Below are 18,324 nucleotides of genomic sequence, written 5' to 3' on the forward strand. Positions count from 1 at the left end.
CGGCCGCGTACTCCGGGCGGCCGCGTACTCCGGGCGGCCGCGTACTACGGGCGGCCGCGTACTACGGGTGGCCGCGTACTACGGGTGGCCGCGTAGTCCGAGTTGCCGCGCACTCCGGGTTGTCGTACCCGGCCACTACGCTCCCCCGCATGAACCACACGTCCGCGATCGAGACCTGGCGCACCCTGCTGGACCCCGCCAAGTCCTGGGTCCTGTTCGGCCACGACACGTGCGTGATCCTGATGCGGCCCGACGGCGACCTCGCCGACCAGGCCACGACCCTCCTGCGCGAGTACGGCCCCGTCCACCCGGGCACCCCGGCCGGCGACTTCGACACCATCGAGCTACGCGACGCCCCCGGCTGGGTGGTGACCGGTCACCACCCCGACATCCTCACCTACGTCGCCCCCGACGAGCTCGACGACCACGACCACCTCGTGGTCGGCCTCCACGGGCGCACCAAGCGCGACCAGGACGGACACGACCTGACCGTCATCCACGTGGAGGACAAGCGCGCCTGACCGAACGCGGTGCTCAATCCAGGCTGAACCGGTCGTACATCTCCTCAAGTCGAGCTTGACGCTCCGAGTCGCCGAGCAGGATCCGGACCTGCACGAGGTGTCCGTCGGCGTCGTGGCCGGCCACGACGGGGAAGAAGCCATCCCCCCAGCTGGTCAGGAAGCACATCGTCCGGGTGCCCCCGACCTCGATCGTCCCGGCCTCGTGCTCCGAAGCTCTGACCTGGGCCATGATCTGCCAGTGGTGGGAGTGCGGCCGGAAATCGACCGCGATCATCCGTTCCGGATCGGCTTGCTTCCACTCCTGCAGAGCGATGGCACGGTCGGCCGCCTCCCTGACAGGCAGGTCCGCCCACCCGTACACCCCCTCCTCACCGGGATGCGTCAGGAGCGGGGCGCCGAAGCCGGCAGCGGCCTCCTGCTCCGATCGCCCCCAGAACGCGACGTCCGCCAGGCCGTCGAGCGGCTCCTCATGCCGCCAGGATGCCAACCCGTCGGCATCGATGAGGCTGAGCCGGCCCGCGTCCACCCCGACGTGGCCCAAGAGCCTGGTCGAGGCGGGTGGCGTGGAGCGCACCCTCAGGGTGACCGACTCCCATCGCACACCGATCCTTCCGTAGTCACGGGAGCTCGCTGTCACGGCGATGCCCCGATCGGTGGGCAGACCACCGATCGCGACGACGGGAACGCCGCTCATGATGAACTCCGAACCGCCGGCCCGCACCGCGTGCTCGACCCGCTCACGATGCGCCACCTGAGGCTCCTGACGTTCCAGCCAGGCATTGAGCCCGTGCGCCTGGCAATGGTCAGCGAAAACGCCGACCATTTGCTCGACGCCATGTTCGGGAATGTCGTACAGCCACGTGCCCTGCTGACGATTGAAGGACCGAGCAGCGGCCTCGGCATCAGGGCCGGCCACGGCGAGATCGACCGATGAGCGGATGCCGTCCCGCGACACTGCGTCGTCCATCACCGGAGGCGCGTCCCCCGACCACAGGTACAGATAACCGGTGTCAGCCACCACCAGCCGCCCGGACGGGCACGTTATGGACCCCAGCGATGTCGGAGCATCAGTCGTCATCGAGGAAGTATGCCCCAGCCCTCACGATCCTGGCCGGTGACGTGCATGGCCGCCTGGACGGCGAGCAAGCAGGCACCCAGAGCCTTTCGATTGTCGTCCGTGCATCTTCGGTGAAGAGCAAAAAGCCCCGAACGACGATCCGTTCGGGGCTTTCATAAGCTGAATGGCTGGTGGTCAGGGGCAGGGTCGAACTGCCGACCTTCCGCTTTTCAGGCGGACGCTCGTACCAACTGAGCTACCTGACCCAGAGCGGTCCTGACGGGACTTGAACCCGCGACCTCCACCTTGACAGGGTGGCGAGCACTCCAAACTGCTCTACAGGACCTTGCGTCTTGCTTTTTCTTGCTGTTTGCGCTCGCTTAGCTTACCAGCTCTTCGGTGGTCTTGGACCAGCCGTTTTGCGGGTGCGCTAGGCGCTCGCGGTGCCCCCAACGGGATTCGAACCCGTGCCGCCGCCTTGAAAGGGCGGTGTCCTAGGCCGCTAGACGATGGGGGCTTAGGTTTCCCTGTCGCCTTCCGTCGGGGACCTCTGAAGCATAGGGGACGATTGCCCTTGATGCCAAAGTGGCGGACCGGCGGCCGGCGAGGCGGGGGTGCCAGTGATCGATCCCGTTGGCGACGGGGCGTTCGTTGGCTCCGGGGAAATCATACGTTGCGGGTCGGGCTCCACGTGACGCTGGATGTACACCGACTGCTCTCCGAGGCCGCCGAGCGTGATGTCGTCCCATGCCCGCAGGCGTTTTGTCTCTCTGTCGAAGTACAGGACGGAGGCCTGGACGGGGGTGGGCTGGGCGTGTTCGAGGGCGCGCAGGCCGGCGCCGCCGGTGGAGCCCTGGATGAGCATGCGGGTGCCGGTGGGGAAGACGGTGGTGCGGCGTTCGTGCGTGTGGCCGGCCAGGATCATGGGGGCGGCGCCGGAGAAGCCGTTGCCGACCTCGCCGTCGTGGACGGCGATCAGGTCGGCCTTGCCGACCTTGGGCAGGTGGGCGCGGCCGAAGTCGGCGAGCGCGGCCGGGTCGGAGTCGACGGCCACGGACTTGTCGGGGGTGAAGCGGGGGTCGCCGAGGCCGTAGATGGTCAGGCCGGCGACCTCCTTGGAGGTGTCGTCCAGGACGATCGCGTTCTTCTGCTTCTCGACGGCCTTCTGCGTGGTGATCGAGTCGTGGTTGCCGCGCACGAACACGTACGGGACCTTGAGCCCGGAGATCTCGTCGACGAACTTGTTCTCCGCCTTGGACCCGTGGTCGGAGATGTCGCCCGTGTCGACGATGAGGTCCACGGCGAACTGGTCCTTGAGGGAGCGGATGACGTTCCAGGCGATGGGGTTGAGGTGGATGTCGGAGACGTGCAGGACGCGGATGGTCTTGGGGTCGGCGTCGTACAGGGGCAGGGTGGAGACCGTGTCGTACAGCTTGGAGACGTTCGTGACGAGTTTGGTGAGCTGGGAGCGGTACGACTCGAAGCGCGTGACGATCGACTCGGCGCTGCCGACGAGGGACGGGGCGGCGGCGACCAGGCCCGAGTAGCGCGGCTCCACGAGCGAGCTGGGGCGGAACGTGAGCGCCGCCAGGGCTCCGGTGGCGGCCAGGGCCACAGAAGCCGCCAGAAGGCCCACCAGAGCCGTTCTCGGGCGCCGGAAGACCATGAGGACCGCGACGAGCGCTCCGGCGCCCGCACAGAGCAGTGAGCGGATCACGAGGGCGCGCACGCCGTCGAGGAGGTCCTCCTCGATCACGGCCGGCAGGCGCTCGGCCAGGCGCGGGTCTTCGAGGAAGGACTTGGCGCGTTCCTGGTCGATGTTCTCGAGCGTGATGCGCAGCCGGAGCGGGGCGCTGTGGGTCTGGAACGTGAGCGTGCCGAGGGGGCTGGCGTCCACGACGGTCTCGCCGTCCCAGGCGGGGCGCAGCGACATGCCGGTCTCCACCGGGCCGACCTGGGCGCGTACGGTGCCGCTGAGGAAGATCCCGAGCCAGGCGCCCACGGCGGCCACGGCGAGCACCGCCGCCAGCCTCGCAGCACGCGATCGAAGGATGGCCTTTGACCTGTGCACGAACTTCATACGGTTTCTTGCTTACCTGTCGAGCGGGGCAGAATGGCAGGCGTGATTGAGGTATCGCGGGAGAAGTTCGAGGAGCTCGTGGCCGAGGCCCTGGACACGATTCCGCCGGACCTCACGCGTGCCATGAGCAATGTCGTCGTCACGGTCGTCGATGACCCGCCCGAGCCCCACCTGCTCGGCTTGTACACCGGTGTCCCCCTCACCGAACGCGGCGACTGGTACTCAGCAGTTCTGCCCGACCGGATCGAGATCTACCGCAATCCGATATGTGAAATTTGCGATACCGAGGAACAGGTGATCGACGAGGTCCGCATCACGGTCGTGCATGAGGTCGGCCATCACTTCGGCATCGACGACGCCCGCCTTCACGAATTGGGCTGGTAACCCTTTGCTTTTGGTTGGCTGCTTTCGGTTGCGGTCTCCCCTGCTCGTCGGGCACCTTAGGTGACATAGCGAGCACCCTGAGTCAGGCACAGCGGAGTCCAGTGGGGGCCATGCGGGCGCGACGGCCGCCGGGACGGCATCGCCGTGCCGGAGAAGCACGACAAGTCACATATCGGGAAGTCATCGCCATCAGGGAGTTCCGGGCGCTCTGGTACGGCCAGTGCCTGTCGCTCCTCGGCGACCAGCTCGCCCAGGTGGCGCTCGCCGTCCTCGTCTACGACCGCACCGGCTCGCCGCTGGCCACCGCCGCGGTGTACGCGTTGACGTACCTGCCCTCCATCGCCGGCGGGCCGCTGCTGGCCGGGCTCGCCGACCGGTTCGCCCGCAGGGGCGTCATGCTGGCCTGCGACCTCGTCCGGGCCGCGCTGGTCGGCACGATGGCGGTGCCGGGCGTGCCGTTCTGGGCGCTGTGCGCGCTCGTCTTCCTGGTCGTGCTGCTCAGCGCGCCCTTCTCGGCCGCGCGGGCGGCGCTGCTGCCCGAAGTGCTCGAAGGTGACGCGTACGTCATCGGCTCGGCGCTGCAGAACATGACCAACCAGGGCGTGCAGATGCTCGGGTTCGCCACCGGCGGAGCGCTGATCGCCACCATGGGCCCGTACCGCGCGCTCGCCCTCGACGCCGCGACGTTCCTCGGATCGGCGCTGATCCTCGCCTCCGGCGTCCGCCGCCGGCCCGCCAGCGCGGGCGCGTCCAAGCCCTCCATGTGGTCGATGACCGCGGGCGGCGCCCGGCTCGTGTTCGGCTCGCGCAAGCTGCGCACGCTGGTGCTGTTCGCCTGGCTGTGCGGGTTCTACATCCTGCCCGAAGGCATCGCCGCCCCGTACGCGGCCAGGCTCGCCGACGGATCGCTGCCCGTCCCCGTGATCACCGGGCTGCTCATGGCGGCCATGCCGGCCGGCACCGTCGTCGGGGCGTTCCTGTTCAGCAGGTTCGTGCCGGCGCCGCGGCGGCTGCGGCTCATGGGCTGGATGGCCGTCCTGAGCTGCGCGCCCCTCGTCGTCACCGCGTTGCGCCCGCCGCTGGCCGTGGTGCTGGCGGCATGGGTGCTGTCGGGCATCGGCGGGGCGTACCAGCTCGCGGCCAACGCCGCCTTCGTCCAGTACGTACCGGCCGAACGTCGCGCGCAGGCGTTCGGCCTCGTGCAGTCGGGGCTGATGGCCGTGCAGGGCATCGGCATCATCGTGGGCGGGTTCGCGGCTGAGAGACTCGGCCCCGAGCCGGTGGTCGCGCTGGCGGGGGTCGCCGGGGTGATCAGCGCGGCCGTACTGGCCCTGATCTGGACCGAGTCCCGTGACGAGGGCGCCCGCATGCCCGCCGAGGCCACCGCCTGATCGCCGCCGCGGCTCCTGAACGGGAGCGCCCGGACCACCACCCGATCACTGCTGCGGCTTCTGGGCGGGAGCGCCCGCATGCCTGCCGAGACCACCGCCTGATCACTGCTGCGGCTTCTGCTCGCCGCTCCAGTCGGTCGAGGTGGACTTGGCCTGCTGCTTGTTGATGATGTCCTGGACGATCGAGGTGTCGTGCTCCTCGTCCGGCATCAGGAGCCAGCCGATCGCGTACAGCGCGACGCCCGCCCCGCCGAACAGCGTCGCGATCGCCAGACCGATCCGCACCAGGTTGGCGTCGATCCCCACGTACTCGCCGACGCCCGAGCAGACGCCCGCGATGATCCGGCCCTTGTGAGTGCGACGCAGCTTCTTGACGTTGTATTCGCTCATGCCTCAAGACTGCCCGGCGGCCCGGTGTTCGCACATCAGGATTGCCCCTGGTAGAACCCTGGTAGTCCCCCTTGCACGAGAGGACCACCATGGACGACCTGCTGCGCCTGGACGACAAACTCAACCCTGACCAGCGGCTCATCCGCGACACCGTCAGGTCCTTCGTCGCCGACCGCGTCCTGCCCCACGTGGGCGACTGGTTCGAGGAAGCCGTCTTCCCCGCCCGCGACCTCGCGCCCGCGCTCGGCTCGCTCGGCCTGCTCGGCATGCACCTCCAGGGGTACGGCTGCGCCGGCACCGACGCCGTCTCGTACGGGGTCGCCTGCCGCGAGCTCGAAGCCGGCGACTCCGGCCTGCGCTCCTTCGTCTCCGTGCAGGGCTCGCTCGCCATGTTCCCCATCTGGCGGTACGGCTCCGACGAGCAGAAAGAGGAATGGCTCCCCCGCATGGCCGCCGGCGAGGCCATCGGCTGCTTCGGCCTCACCGAGCCCGACCACGGCTCCGACCCCGCGAACATGCGCACGTACGCCAAGAAGGACGGCACCGACTGGGTGCTCAACGGCTCCAAGATGTGGATCACCAACGGCTCCGTCGCCGACGTCGCCGTCGTGTGGGCGCAGACCGACGACGGCATCAGGGGCTTCGTCGTCCCCACCACCACCCCCGGCTTCTCCGCCCCTGAGATCCACAAGAAGATGTCCCTGAGGGCCTCCGTCACCTCCTCCCTCTACTTCGACGACGTCCGCCTGCCCGCCTCCGCCGCCCTCCCCGGCGTCACCGGCCTGCGCGGCCCCCTCTCCTGCCTGTCCGAAGCCCGCTACGGCATCGTCTGGGGCGTCGTCGGCGCCGCCCGCGCCTGCCTCGAAGCGGCCGTCGACTACGCCAAGACCCGCGTACAGTTCGGCAAGCCGATCGGCGCGTACCAGCTCACCCAGGAAAAACTCGCCTGGATGTACGTCGCCACCGCCCAGGCCGGCCTCACCGCCCTCCACCTCGGCGAACTCAAGGACGCCGGCAAGCTGGAGCCCCGGCAGATCAGCTTCGGCAAACTCGCCAACGTCCGCGCCGCCCTCGACATCGCCCGCCAGGCTCGCACCATCTTGGGCGGGAACGGGATCACGCTGGAGTACCCTGTGATCAGGCACATGAACAACCTGGAAAGCGTCCTGACCTACGAAGGCACGCAGGAGATCCACACACTGGTGCTGGGGGAGGCGCTCACGGGGATGGCGGCTTACCGGTGATGGAGGCGTCGCGGGCAGGGCGGTAATCTCTGTACCCTTGCTGGTGCGAGGGGCGTTAGCTCAATTGGCAGAGCTGCGGACTTTTAATCCGTAGGTTCCGGGTTCGAGCCCCGGGCGCCCTACCACTCCGACCTGGGGTTTCCCGCGATGGTGTAGTCGAGTCGTCCGATCGTGAGTCACGGTGGGACACATGTGAGTCACCTGCGAGGGCGGGCGTTGTTCACCTTGCGCGCCGTCTTGCGAGCCGCCTTGAGGACCAGCCGGGCGGTGGCCCAGGCGCTCTCGTGATACAGCTGCGGCAGCACCGACGTGTACGTGTCGGCGGTGAGCACGATGCTCGCATGTCCGAGCATGCCCTGCACCACGCGCGGATCCGCTCCCGCTGCCGGGGCCAGCGTCGCGGCTCCATCTCTCAGGTCGTGCAGCCGCAACCCGGGGAAGTCCGCTGGTCAGGACCAGTTTGTGGAAGCGGTAGCTGAGGTAGTCGGGATCGATTGCCTGCCGTTCTCACGCGTGAACATCGGTGTTGACGGCAACCAAGCGGTGCCCCTTCCACCGCGCTGGACTCGTTCGTAGCGGTACAGCAGCCGGAGAGTGTCGATGTCCAGAGCGATCCCACGCTGGCTGGAGGCGCTCTTCGGCGGGCATGGGAACAGACCGTGGTCGGTGTGGACGAGCTGGCAGGTGATGGCGCGTTCGCGCCGGTCGGTGTCGAGGTGGATCCAGCGCAGGCCGGCTACCTCGGCGCGCCGCAGACCGCGCAGAGCGATCAGCCACCACAGCGCCAATAGTCGGTCGTCACGGACGAAGGCGAGGAACTCGGTGGGTTGCTCGACCGTCCACACCGCCACGGCGGGGCGCTCACCAGTGCGCCTCCACGCGGCCACCCGCCGTGGTCCACACCAGGGGGTGGACGTGGCGTGGCGACGGTAGCCGTAGTCCGCGAGCCGGGTTGTCACGGATTACGTCTTCCCGGACGGCTTCGTTCAAGGCGGCCCGCAGCGTCGCGCGGATCCTTTCCAGGGTGGCCGCGCTGATCGGCTTGCCGTAGCGGTGCGGCGCTGGGCCACAGCCGAGAACATTCTCACGACGTGCCGCCCCGACAGCCCGCGGTCGGCCGGATCCGCTGCACAACCACCGACAACCAGTAGCGCAACCACTGAGCGACCATGCGGTACCCGGTCACCGGCGCCGCCTCCAGCGACCGAGCGAGATCGCGGGCGGCCTGCCGCGCCGCCTTTCTCGGCCTGGCGCTCTTGCCAACAGCCCAAAAGCCTTGACTACCTGGCCTTGGGCGAGCGGCCATCGGCTGCTACCGGAATCGTCTGCCGTTCCGCCCCGACCGACGACCGGCAACCGGTGCTGTGATGGTCACGGGGACGCCCGAGGGAGCTTGGGCGCCCGTGATGCGCCTCAGCTCGGCCTCGCCCGAACGGACCTCGCTGGTCTGCGGGACGATACCGGCGTCGGCCATCAAACGGGTCATGTCACGGCGCTGGTTGGGCAGCACCAGGGTGACGACGCTGCCGGACTCGCCGGCGCGGGCGGTGCGGCCGCCGCGGTGCAGGTAGTCCTTGTGGTCGCTCGGCGGGTCGACGTTGACGACGAGGTCCAGGTTGTCGACGTGGATGCCGCGGGCCGCGACGTTGGTCGCCACCAGCGCCGTGACGTGGCCGCTCTTGAACTGCGCGAGGGTGCGGGTGCGCTGGGGCTGGGACTTGCCTCCGTGCAGCGCGGCGGCGCGCACTCCGCTGTTGAGCAGCTGTTCGGTGAGCCGGTCCACAGCGTGCTTGGTGTCCAGGAACATGATCACCTGGCCGTCGCGAGCAGCGATCTCCACAGTGGTGGCCTGCTTGTCGGCACCCTGGACGTGCAGCACGTGGTGTTCCATCGTGGTGACCGCGCCCGCCGAGGGGTCGACCGAATGGACCACCGGGTCGTTCAGATAGCGGCGGACCAGCAGATCGACGTTGCGGTCCAAAGTGGCGGAGAACAGCATCCGCTGGCCACCTGGGCGCACCTGGTCGAGCAGGTGGGTGATCTGCGGCATGAAGCCCATGTCGGCCATCTGGTCGGCCTCATCCAGCACGGTGACGCCGACCTGGTCCAGGCGGCACTCGCCACGCTCGATGAGATCCCTGAGCCGCCCCGGGGTCGCGACGACGACCTCCGCGCCGTTGCGCAGCGCCTGGGCCTGGCGGCCGATCGACATGCCGCCGACGACCGTGGCCAGCCGCAGCTTCAGTGCTTGGGCGTACGGCGTGAGCGCATCGGTGACCTGCTGGGCCAGTTCCCTGGTGGGGACGAGGATCAGAGCAAGCGGTCGCCGTGATTGTGCCCGCTGTCCGGAGGTGCGGACGAGCAGGGCCAGGCCGAAGGCGAGCGTCTTGCCCGACCCGGTGCGCCCCCGCCCCAGAACGTCCCGGCCGGCCAGGGAATTCGGCAGCGTGGCCGCCTGGATCGGGAACGGTTCGTTCATGCCCAGGCTGGTGAGCACCTTCAGCACCGCGGGCGGCATGCTCAGCTCAGCGAACGTCGCGGCTGCGGGCAGGGCCGGGGTGACAGTGACCGGGAGCGCGAACTCTCCCTGGACCGCAGCAGGACGCCGCCCGTTGCCGCCCCGGCTGGAGGCGCCTGAACGGCCCTGAGACCGAGAGCCGAATCGGCCGCCCTTGCTTCGGGCGGAGCCGCCCGTCCGGGGCGAAGAGTTGCGATCGTGCGCGCGAGTTGCGTGGTTCATGCAGAACCTTCCTCGATGCGGCACGTGTCAGGTGGTTCTCGGTGCGATGAGCGGCACAAGAACAGCGAGCACGAGCCGAAGAAAAGACGAGTCGAACCGGCGGAAACGGCCTGGGTTCGTACGTCGAAATGGTCGGCTTTCGCCGAAAGAACGCGGCTGTGCTGCCGCGCCGTAGGACTGGAGCGGGCCTGTGCCCGAACCGGAGCCATCGGTGGTGCATCCGGTGTGCGGCGGAAGAACAGCCACGCTGCGCTTCTCGGGTTGTGAGGCCATCACGGCACGAGGGATGCCACAAAAGCAACGCGCCGGGTCCGCGCCCTACGGCGCGGGCCCCGGCTGCGTGGTGCGTCAGTGTCAGGCGGGAACGATGTTCTCGGCCTGCGGGCCCTTCTGGCCCTGCGTGACGTCGAAGGCCACCTTCTGGCCCTCGTGCAGCTCACGGTAGCCGCCGTTGGCGACGATGTTGGAGTAGTGCGCGAAGACGTCGGCGCCGCCGCCGTCCTGCTCGATGAAGCCGAAGCCCTTTTCCGCGTTGAACCACTTCACGGTGCCAGAAGCCATGTTGATCTCCTTTGATAGGTGCAAAGCCGAAATCCGTATCGAACGGATCCCGCGTCGCCGCGGCAGGACCACACCCGGAGATGACCGGAAAAACAAAAAATGCACCTGAGGCTACATACCGTCAGGTGCACACAAGTCTTTATGGGTACCACAACTGCAACTGAGCCCAATCTAGCACATGTGCCGCCGTGCTGCGCATGCCCCCGCCAACGTCGGCACCATCCGCGCGCCATTGCGGCCTTGACCCGCATGTTCCAGGTGCAACTGCGCCGTTGCCCGCACCGCCACCCCGTTCGGCCAGGCAATCTCCTCGTCCTGCAGCTCATCGAACAGGCCGCTGTTCAGGCTGGGAAAGGCTTACGGTTCTGGGCCCGCAAGCGTCCCGGCCAGCGCGGCCTGCCTGTACGGCCGAGCAGACCAGCAGGTCGGCGCGGTACCCGGCGGCAGCGGCCAGGACGGACGAACCTTCCAGCCGGAGCAGCCCCGGCGCTGGTCAGCGCACGACCCAGCACCCCGCCACGGCGTTCTTGGGGGCGTTCTTGGGGCGGGCCAGATGTGCCGCGCGCCGGCGGCCAGCTGGCGTAGCCCGCCGCCGGCGCCGCGACGGGTGATGACGCAGGAACGAGGCGAACTCGGCGGCGGCCGGGCCAAGCATGACCAGGCAGAGCGCGATTTCCAGGATCGTGACGGCCCGCGATGCCGAAGATGATGAAAGTGATCACCAGAGTCGCTCCGTGCGGAGCCGTGGCGGTGTTTTCGCTGGGTTCATCGATCCGAGTCGAGATTCGTCCCGCGCCGGGGCCGGTAGGGCCTGCCGCCGGCCAAGACGACCTGTGCCGCGCCTGCCATGGTCCTTGGCCTGGCCGGGGTTCACCCGGCGACCAGCTGCGCAGAGCCTTTCGGCACGGCGCCCGGCGGGCCTGCCCCGCCGGTCACCGCCGGGCCCGGAAGCAGCCGGAAGAATCGGTCCAGGCCGGTGCGGTGCAGCAGCCGCGCACCCCGGCCAGCACCAGTCGACCGCCGAGCTCGCGCACCCGCGCCGATCAGCGCGCCCACGCCTTCAAAGTCGCAGAACGCCAGCCGTGACAGATCCGCCACCGCTGCGGCGAGCCGGCCGACCAGGACGTGATCCGCCTCCCGGATCTAGCCGGCGGCGGTCGTGGTGCGCAGCCCACCCCGCAGGCCCATCACCGGGCAAACCGCCGAATGCCACACCACGATCGCCAGCCCATCCCCCCGCCCCTGATCGCACCCTCGATCTTGACTTCCATCTTGATCCTGGTCGTGCTCGCTCATCGCCATCACCTCGCCCCCGGCCCTGCCCGCCTCTCACGTCGATCATGTGGCGGGTGCGGAGGTGGGCTAGATTTCCTAACATCCCAAGAGGCGGATCCACGAGGGCAGTGCAGGACGAGCACATGTATGGCAAGCGGCGCCGCACCCTCACCCGCCTTGGCTGCACCACCACAACGTCCGGCTCAGATGAACACCCACCAGCCACCGACGCTCCTTCGTGCCCTTCCTCGCCAAGGACACCAGCAGAGATCGCACGGCCAAGCGACCAGCAGCCGACCGCATCGCAGGTGCGGGCGTGGGCTCGTGAACATGGACTGCCGATCGCCGATTGCGGCGGACTCCGCCCTGAGATCCGGGAAACCTGGCATGCCGCCGCCGACATCGCGCCAGGGGAGAATCCCTGACTTTGCGGAAACCGCAGAAGGGTGCCGGCCATCGACCAGAGTGAAGCTCGGCCACCAGTTACGCTGGAGGTGCAACTCAAGCGCCGCGACGGAGGGAGGCGAGCGACGGTGAGCGTGGACCTCGAACACGAGCCCATTCATGACCTCGCCCGCCGGGTCATCCGGCTGGCCGAGGAAACCCAGTACGCCGCTCAAGTGCTCGAACGCCGCCTGGATGCGCTGGAACGCCGCTCCGAAGCCGCCGGCAGGGCCGAACGGATCTTGAGCATCGCCGCCGGCATGCGGACCCACCTCGGTCGAGACCGACTGTCTGTTGATGATCTGTACGATCCGGACACGGGTCTTCCCGCGTGATCATCGACTCCAGCGCCATCATTGCCGTCATCAACGGTGAGCCAGAGGCCATCCCATTCGCTCACACCATCGCGCAAACGTATGTCGTATTTCGGCCGTCAACTACGTCGAAGCGGCCATCGTGGCGGACAACCGTGGTGAGGCCATGCGCAACGCCTTCGACACGCTCGTTGATGAGATGGGCCTCATCATCGAGCCGGTGACACCCCATCAGGCCAGGATCGCCCGCCAGGCGTACCAGACCTACAGCAAGGGCAACAACTCCAAGGCCAAGCTCAACATGGGCGACTGCTTCGCCTACGCTCTCGCCAAAGACCTCGACCAGCCCCTGCTCTTCAAAGGCGAGGACTTCCCGCACACCGACGTCACCCCCGCACAGCCCTGACAGTAAGAGGATGACATCCCTCCCGTGGTTGCTCATCGGATGCTCGTCGGCCCCTGATACGGCATAACACTGGGCGGCATTTCCGGACATTTTGAGTGCGGGCAACCGATGACATCGCGGCACAAGAGAACACGATTCGGTAGTGTGCGGCATTGAGAACTGCGACTTTTAATCCGTAGGTTCCGGGTTCGAGCCCCGGGCGCCCTACCACTTCACACCCGCGAGGCGGGGGATGGCCGCGTTCATGCTCAGGTCCTGGTTGGTGAGGATGACGGTGGTCTAGATCGTTGATGTGAAATTCGCTGATCGTCTGCGGGCACAGCGAAGGGCGTCCAAGATCGGTTTGTGAAGACTGAGCTGGACGCCCTTCTGACGGCACTCTACGTTTATCTGGACGATCATGTGATGCCTTCGCGGGAACGGCCTCGCAAACGAGGTCGACCACCGGTACTGACCTCGGCCGAGGCGGTGGTCGTGGCGGTGGCGCAGGTGCTGCTGCGATGCGACCAGGAACGCTACTGGTTACGAACTGCAGCGGCCAGGATCGGCCACCTGTTCCCGCGACTGCCATCCCAGGCCGTCTACAACCGGCAGCTGCGCGATCTGGGCCCGCAGATGTCGGCGGCGGCATCGTGGATAGCCCGCCAGGTTCCGACCTGGCACGAACCGCTGCGGTTGATGGACGGCACGCCGATCCGCTGCGGAGCATCGCGCGTGACGGTCAACCGATCCGGCCTGGGCGAAATCGCCGGATACGGCATGGATAAGTCCCACCACGCCTTCTATTGGGGTGCCAAGCTGATGCTCATCACCACCGCCGACGGCGCGGTGACCGGCTTCAGCCTGGCCTGCCCCAAAGAGCTCGACGAACGCAAACAGGCCCTGCACCTGCTGCACGTCACCGAGATCGCGCCCGCACCATGCCCGATCGTGTGCGACAAGGGATTCGCCGGCGCCGGCATCGAGAAAGCCGCCGCTGACCTGGGCCACCCGCTGATCCGGCCGAACCGCCAAGACGAGCCTGGGCCTGCCCTGCCCTTTCCCGGCTGGCTACGCCAACGCATCGAAGCGATCATCTGGACCCTGAAGAACCAACTCGGTCTCGAACGCCACAACGCCCGTACCACCGACGGCCTCTGGGCCAGGGTCAGCCAGCGCATCCTCGCACTCAACGCCGCCATCTGGCACAACTGGAACACTGGCGCGCCAGTGAAACGATCCCTGATCTCCTACGACCACTGATTTCACATCAGCGATCTAGCCCTTGGTGGGGGACATGTCCAGCTCCCTCCAGTAGCTCGTGCTCGTCGTGATCAGCGGGCTGTCATCGGCGCACCATGACCCAGTGCTGGTCGCTGCCGGAACGGCCGCACGTCGCCGCGGAGATCTGCCACGGACGCCGCACATTGTGGTGCAGGCACAGGTCGCGCAGGTGCTTCCATCTGATCTGGACGACTGTGTCCCACACGCCCTCCTTGACCACGGGGAAGGTGAACTGCTGGCGTTTGTCGTCGCTGCACCGGCCCACCTGCACCGCGGTGCCCTTGGGGGCGCCCAGGCAGTACGTGCGCCCGCGGTACGTGACGGCGAGCTGGGAGCGGGCGGTGCGCTTCCACAGATAACCGTCGAACGTCGTGGACGGGCAGTAGTTCGCCTGGGCGCGGAAGCCCAGTTTGGCCGGGGTGTGGTCCGCGGCGTAGGTCAGGCAGCGGTCGTCGTTCTTGATGAGGTAGGTCTTCGGGGCGGCCAGGGCGGGGGCAGGGACGAGCGCGGCGGGGATGGCCAGGGCGAGGACGGCCGCGACCGTTGATCGTCTGCTCATGGCACGGCATGCTACGACGATCATCCGGCCACGGGGTCGTTCTCCCCGCCTTAGGGCAGACTGGTCGCCATGCGGCGCGGGCGACTCATCACCATCATCGGGGCGATCTTCGCTGTGGTCGGGCTCGTGCTGGTCTCCGTCGCCGTCACGCTGGCCGTCACGACCGCGAGCTTCCTGGGCTCCGCCGAGCGGGTCGACGGCGTCGTGGTCGAGATGACCGCGAAGACCTCCACGAGCCGGGACTCCCACGGGCGTACGCGCGAGAGCGTCTCGTGGTATCCGACCGTGGAATTCAGCGTCGACGGCAGGCGCCACTCGTTCCGGAGCTCCACCGGTACGAATCCGCCGATGTACGAGAAGGGTGACGTCGTGCCCGTCGCCTACGATCCGGGCGACCCTTCCGACGCGGTGATCGCGGCGTTCTGGCCGGCGTTCCTCGCCCCCTTGATCGTCGGCGGGCTGGGCGTGTTGTTCACGCCGGTCGGTGTGGTGCTGTTCGTCAAGGGGCGCCGGTCGCCTGCCAGGTGACGGCCTGGTCAGGCGGGCGCTGAGAGGCGGATCGCCTCCACTTGGCCGTCCAGCAGGACCGGGCCCGCCGCGTACGGGACCAGCAGCGTGTCTCCCCTCCGCAGCAGCAGGTCGTCCTTCTCGCCCAGGAGGCGGCCCTGTCCGGCCACCACGACCAGCACGCTGAAGCCGCGGTCCAGGCGCTCGCCGCCACGCACGCGGCGGGCGGTGAAGAACTCGTCCGCGGTTTCGGGGAGCAGCCGTTCCGGGGTGCCGCGCAGGTCGGCGAGGCGGGCCGGCGTCCAGGCGCGGCGGTCGACGCACCGCAGGGCCAGGTCGTAGCCGAGGCCGAGGTGGCCGCCGTCGAGGCCGAAGCCCTCGTACTCCAGCAGCACCGAGAAGTCGGTCGGCTCCTGGACCTCGACCAGCAGGATGCCGTCGCCGATCGCGTGCGGCAGGCCGGCCGGGCAGAGGATCGTGTCGCCGGACGTGACCGGGATCTTGTTGGTGGCGGCGAGCATCGCCTCGGTCTGCTGCCCGGCCACCCAGCCGGCCAGCTCGGCGGCCTCCACGTCGCGGGCGAAACCCAGATGGACGTACGCGCCGGGCCGCGCGGAGACGATCACCCACGCCTCGGTCTTCCCGTACGGCGAGGCGAGGTGCGCGGTGGCGAAGCGGCGGTCGGGGTGCGCGTGCAGGGGCAGCCGCTGGCCGGCGTCGAGCAGCTTCACCAGCACGCCGGTGTCGGTGCGCTCCGGGCCGAGCCACCAGCGCGGGTCCGCGGCGATCGCCTCGGCCAGCACGCGGCCGTCGGCCAGGGTGGACAGCCCGGACGGGGCGAGCCCGAACCTGGGGGTCACCGACCCCACCCAGTCCTCCGGGCGGTCGGGCAGCGCCGCCACGTTGCGGAACGCGGCGATCCGCCCGGCGCCGCGGTAGAAGGTCTCGGGCTGGTTCGCCGGTAGCACCTCGACGGTCATCGGTGTCCCTTCATGGCCTCATTCGGTGAGGAAGCCGGTCCCTTCATGGCCTCACTCAGTGAGGAAGCCGGACCCTTCATGGCCTCACTCAGTGAGGAAGCCGGACCCTTCATGGCCCCGCTCAGTGAGGAAGCCGATCCCTTCATGGTGGCCAGTTCGGCGAGGAAGCCGCCGACGAACGTGTCGCCGAGCCCGACGGTGGTCGGGTTCTGGACGTCGAGGGCGAAGCCGGGGACGCAGTCCACGGTCGCCCCCATGCGCGAGCGCAGCGCCGCCGCGAAGGCGACCGACTCGGGCCGCCGGGGCAGCCGGCGCAGACGTTCGACGTCCTCCTCGGTGAAGGTGTCGCCGTGGCAGTAGCGGGTGGCGGCCATGACGGTGCCGGTGTCGAGGGCGCCGGCGTAGTCGCCCACGCCGAGCGCCGCGGCCCAGTACTTGGTGTGCAGCACCAGCGTCGGCACCGGGATGAGCTGGTGCACCGCCGTGAGCGCCCGCGCGACGTCCTCGGCCGAGAGCAGGTCGACCGGCCGTCCGAGGTACGACTGGAGCTCGTCCTCGTTCAGCCCGTACACGTCGATCACGTCGAGCAGTTCGTCCCGGACGCGGCGGCTGAAGGCGGGCTCGTGGTAGGCCGCGTCCTCGAAGTAGGTCACCGCCGTGGGCGGCAGCCGCCGCATGTGCTCCTTCAGGGTGGTGAGCCGGTCACCGAGCTCCGCCTCGTCGCGCATGGCGTTGAACCCGGAGATCAGGAAGACGTCGGCCTCGCTCAGCCGGTCGCCGAGGTCGCCGGTGAGCAGCATGGCGGCGTTCGCCGGGTCGTTGACGTAGATCAGGCGGTTCGGGAACGGCGCGGCGATGTCGATGTCGCCGGCCCGGACCCGCAGGCCCTGGTCGTACTGGACGATCAGGTGGGGGTGGAAGGTGTCCCCGGCGCCGCTGCTGACGTACGCGCAGTCCGCCGGCAGCAGCCGGCGGAACGTGTCGTTGACGCTGACCAGGTGCAGCGTGGACGGCACGCCGAGCCGGCTCATCACGATCCCGGCCCGCACCGAGGTGCCGCCGAGGGTCTCCCGGTACGGGAACCGGCTCGCGAAGGCCGGCAGCGCCGGGGCGGCGGCGACGAAGTGTTCGCCGCCTCCGCCGCGGGCGACGTACCCGAGGATCGACACCACGAGGTCCCGCTCGCTGGTCACGGTGGCCGGTGACGTCAGCTCCGCGGCCGCGATGCGGTATTCGGCGACAAGCTGTTCCAGGACGCCGGCGGTGAGCTTCAACTCGTGGTCGACGCAGCCGCCCAGCCCCAGGATCACCCGAGAAGCGTCGGCCATGTCAGTAGAGGGAGCCCTTGCCCGCGGCGCCGAACAGCTCGATCTTCTCGGCGGCGACCACCTTCATGGCCTCGATGCAGGCGGGCTGGATGGCGTTCGGCTCGCGCACCTTCGGGTCGTCGCCCAGCACCTCGCGCATCTTGTCGTGGTAGGCGACCTTGATGTCGGTGGAGATGTTGATCTTGTTGATGCCGATCTGCGCCGCCTCGCGGATCTCGTCGTCCGGGTTGCCGGAGCCGCCGTGCAGCACGAGGGGGATCCGCACCCGGCTCTTGATCTCCTTGAGCAGGTCGAGCTTCAGCTCCGGCTTGAGGTGGGCCGGGTAGAGGCCGTGGAAGGTGCCGATCGCGACGGCGAGGCTGTCCACGCCGGTCTGCTCGACGAACGTGACCGCGTCGTCGGGGTCGGTGTAGATGATCTCGGCGGCACCGGCTTCGGCGTAGCTGTCGTTCCCGCCGATCGTGCCGAGCTCGCCCTCCACCGACAGGCCGAGGACGTGCGCGGTGTCGGTGACCTTCTTGGTGATCGCGATGTTCTCCTCGAACGGCTTCAGCGACCCGTCGATCATCACGGAGGTGAACCCGTACCGGATCGCCTGGAGGATCTGCTCATAGGTGGCGCCGTGGTCCCAGTGGATCGCGATCGGGACGCTCGAGTTGTGCGACCGCTCGGCGATGCCGGTGATCATCTCGGGGCCGATGTGCCGCACCTCGTCCGGGTGGATCCCGACGATCAGCGGCGCGTTCGTCTCCTCGCTGATCTCCACGATGCCCTTGAACATCGCCCAGTCGCTGATGTTGAAGGCGGGCACGGCGAAGCCGTGTTCGTTGGCGACGTCCAGGATCGCCTTGCCGGTCGTCAGCATGTAGGTGTCGTCTCC

19 protein-coding genes and 4 tRNA genes are annotated in these 18,324 nt (G+C 68.5%); 9 read left to right on the forward strand and 14 right to left on the reverse strand.

Annotated elements, in window-relative coordinates; translation table 11 throughout:
- Positions 1–149 precede the first annotated feature (149 nt).
- Entirely contained in the window at positions 150–521 is a 372-nt protein-coding gene (locus KIS93_RS29355) for a hypothetical protein (RefSeq protein WP_080044608.1), read from the forward strand.
- Between the two features lie 13 nt (positions 522–534).
- Here the strand turns inward: KIS93_RS29355 and KIS93_RS29360 are convergent, their stop codons facing one another.
- From KIS93_RS29360 to KIS93_RS29380, 5 genes are all read right to left on the reverse strand, one after another.
- Positions 535–1,599, reverse strand: a complete 1,065-nt coding sequence (locus KIS93_RS29360) for a hypothetical protein (protein WP_186404505.1) — start codon at positions 1,597–1,599, stop codon at positions 535–537.
- Between the two features lie 168 nt (positions 1,600–1,767).
- Positions 1,768–1,844 (reverse strand) — tRNA-Phe (locus KIS93_RS29365).
- A gap of 5 nt (positions 1,845–1,849) precedes the next feature.
- Positions 1,850–1,924 (reverse strand) — tRNA-Asp (locus KIS93_RS29370).
- 98 nt (positions 1,925–2,022) lie between these two features.
- Positions 2,023–2,095, reverse strand: a tRNA-Glu gene (locus tag KIS93_RS29375).
- A complete protein-coding gene (locus KIS93_RS29380; protein WP_246005378.1) occupies positions 2,096–3,598 on the reverse strand; it encodes a metallophosphoesterase family protein in 1,503 nt (500 codons plus the stop codon). It lies immediately after the preceding tRNA gene.
- 93 nt (positions 3,599–3,691) lie between these two features.
- Here KIS93_RS29380 and KIS93_RS29385 point away from each other — a divergent pair, with 93 nt between their 5' ends.
- Together KIS93_RS29385 and KIS93_RS29390 are read left to right on the forward strand one after the other, a co-directional pair.
- Positions 3,692–4,042 carry a metallopeptidase family protein gene (locus tag KIS93_RS29385; RefSeq protein WP_206068432.1) on the forward strand — a complete coding sequence of 117 codons (351 nt, stop codon included), beginning with the start codon at positions 3,692–3,694 and terminating at the stop codon, positions 4,040–4,042.
- A 110-nt stretch (positions 4,043–4,152) separates the two neighbouring features.
- The gene (locus KIS93_RS29390) at positions 4,153–5,433 is read left to right on the forward strand and encodes an MFS transporter (protein ID WP_186404506.1); all 1,281 of its coding nucleotides are present in this window, start codon (positions 4,153–4,155) and stop codon (positions 5,431–5,433) included.
- A gap of 102 nt (positions 5,434–5,535) precedes the next feature.
- On the opposite strand, the gene KIS93_RS29395 is transcribed toward KIS93_RS29390, so the two are convergent.
- Positions 5,536–5,823: a PspC domain-containing protein gene (locus tag KIS93_RS29395; RefSeq protein WP_080044599.1), complete on the reverse strand. Its 288-nt coding sequence runs from the start codon at positions 5,821–5,823 to the stop codon at positions 5,536–5,538.
- A gap of 89 nt (positions 5,824–5,912) precedes the next feature.
- Here KIS93_RS29395 and KIS93_RS29400 point away from each other — a divergent pair, with 89 nt between their 5' ends.
- Entirely contained in the window at positions 5,913–7,067 is a 1,155-nt protein-coding gene (locus KIS93_RS29400; protein WP_080044597.1) for an acyl-CoA dehydrogenase family protein, read from the forward strand.
- A gap of 49 nt (positions 7,068–7,116) precedes the next feature.
- Positions 7,117–7,192, forward strand: a tRNA-Lys gene (locus KIS93_RS29405).
- Positions 7,193–7,264: 72 nt separating this feature from the next.
- Here the strand turns inward: KIS93_RS29405 and KIS93_RS29410 are convergent.
- The 4 genes from KIS93_RS29410 to KIS93_RS29425 all read right to left on the reverse strand — a co-directional run bounded on the left by KIS93_RS29410 (position 7,265) and on the right by KIS93_RS29425 (position 10,368).
- Positions 7,265–7,498: a tyrosine-type recombinase/integrase gene (locus KIS93_RS29410; protein WP_080044591.1), complete on the reverse strand. Its 234-nt coding sequence runs from the start codon at positions 7,496–7,498 to the stop codon at positions 7,265–7,267.
- Between the two features lie 18 nt (positions 7,499–7,516).
- Positions 7,517–7,918, reverse strand: a complete 402-nt coding sequence (locus KIS93_RS29415) for a site-specific integrase (RefSeq protein WP_080044589.1) — start codon at positions 7,916–7,918, stop codon at positions 7,517–7,519.
- Positions 7,919–8,379: 461 nt separating this feature from the next.
- A complete protein-coding gene (locus KIS93_RS29420) occupies positions 8,380–9,807 on the reverse strand; it encodes a DEAD/DEAH box helicase (RefSeq protein WP_080044587.1) in 1,428 nt (475 codons plus the stop codon).
- Between the two features lie 354 nt (positions 9,808–10,161).
- The gene (locus KIS93_RS29425) at positions 10,162–10,368 is read right to left on the reverse strand and encodes a cold-shock protein (RefSeq protein WP_080044586.1); all 207 of its coding nucleotides are present in this window, start codon (positions 10,366–10,368) and stop codon (positions 10,162–10,164) included.
- 1,808 nt (positions 10,369–12,176) lie between these two features.
- Here KIS93_RS29425 and KIS93_RS29430 point away from each other — a divergent pair.
- From KIS93_RS29430 to KIS93_RS29440, 3 genes are all read left to right on the forward strand, one after another.
- Positions 12,177–12,422, forward strand: a complete 246-nt coding sequence (locus tag KIS93_RS29430; protein WP_080044585.1) for a hypothetical protein — start codon at positions 12,177–12,179, stop codon at positions 12,420–12,422.
- 121 nt (positions 12,423–12,543) lie between these two features.
- Complete coding sequence (locus tag KIS93_RS29435; protein WP_230465741.1) at positions 12,544–12,807, forward strand: type II toxin-antitoxin system VapC family toxin; 264 nt, start codon at positions 12,544–12,546, stop codon at positions 12,805–12,807.
- Between the two features lie 345 nt (positions 12,808–13,152).
- Positions 13,153–14,049: a hypothetical protein gene (locus tag KIS93_RS29440; protein ID WP_080044584.1), complete on the forward strand. Its 897-nt coding sequence runs from the start codon at positions 13,153–13,155 to the stop codon at positions 14,047–14,049.
- Between the two features lie 82 nt (positions 14,050–14,131).
- On the opposite strand, the gene KIS93_RS29445 is transcribed toward KIS93_RS29440, so the two are convergent.
- A complete protein-coding gene (locus KIS93_RS29445) occupies positions 14,132–14,629 on the reverse strand; it encodes a hypothetical protein (RefSeq protein ID WP_080044583.1) in 498 nt (165 codons plus the stop codon).
- Between the two features lie 69 nt (positions 14,630–14,698).
- Between KIS93_RS29445 and KIS93_RS29450 the strand changes: the two genes are divergently transcribed.
- Positions 14,699–15,157: a DUF3592 domain-containing protein gene (locus KIS93_RS29450; protein ID WP_080044582.1), complete on the forward strand. Its 459-nt coding sequence runs from the start codon at positions 14,699–14,701 to the stop codon at positions 15,155–15,157.
- Positions 15,158–15,165: 8 nt separating this feature from the next.
- Here the strand turns inward: KIS93_RS29450 and KIS93_RS29455 are convergent, their stop codons facing one another.
- From KIS93_RS29455 to KIS93_RS29465, 3 genes are read right to left on the reverse strand one after another with little or no spacing between them, the layout of a single operon-like run.
- Complete coding sequence (locus KIS93_RS29455) at positions 15,166–16,116, reverse strand: class I mannose-6-phosphate isomerase (RefSeq protein WP_080044581.1); 951 nt, start codon at positions 16,114–16,116, stop codon at positions 15,166–15,168.
- Complete coding sequence (locus KIS93_RS29460; protein WP_080044580.1) at positions 16,113–17,444, reverse strand: ADP-dependent glucokinase/phosphofructokinase; 1,332 nt, start codon at positions 17,442–17,444, stop codon at positions 16,113–16,115. The genes KIS93_RS29455 and KIS93_RS29460 overlap by 4 nt, the downstream gene beginning before the upstream one ends.
- 1 nt (position 17,445) lies before the next feature.
- Positions 17,446–18,309 carry a ketose-bisphosphate aldolase gene (locus KIS93_RS29465; RefSeq protein ID WP_080044579.1) on the reverse strand — a complete coding sequence of 288 codons (864 nt, stop codon included), beginning with the start codon at positions 18,307–18,309 and terminating at the stop codon, positions 17,446–17,448.
- Between the last annotated feature and the right edge of the window lie 15 nt (positions 18,310–18,324).

Origin of the sequence: [Actinomadura] parvosata subsp. kistnae, assembly GCF_900323885.1 — a bacterium.
GTDB lineage: Bacteria > Actinomycetota > Actinomycetes > Streptosporangiales > Streptosporangiaceae > Nonomuraea > Nonomuraea composti.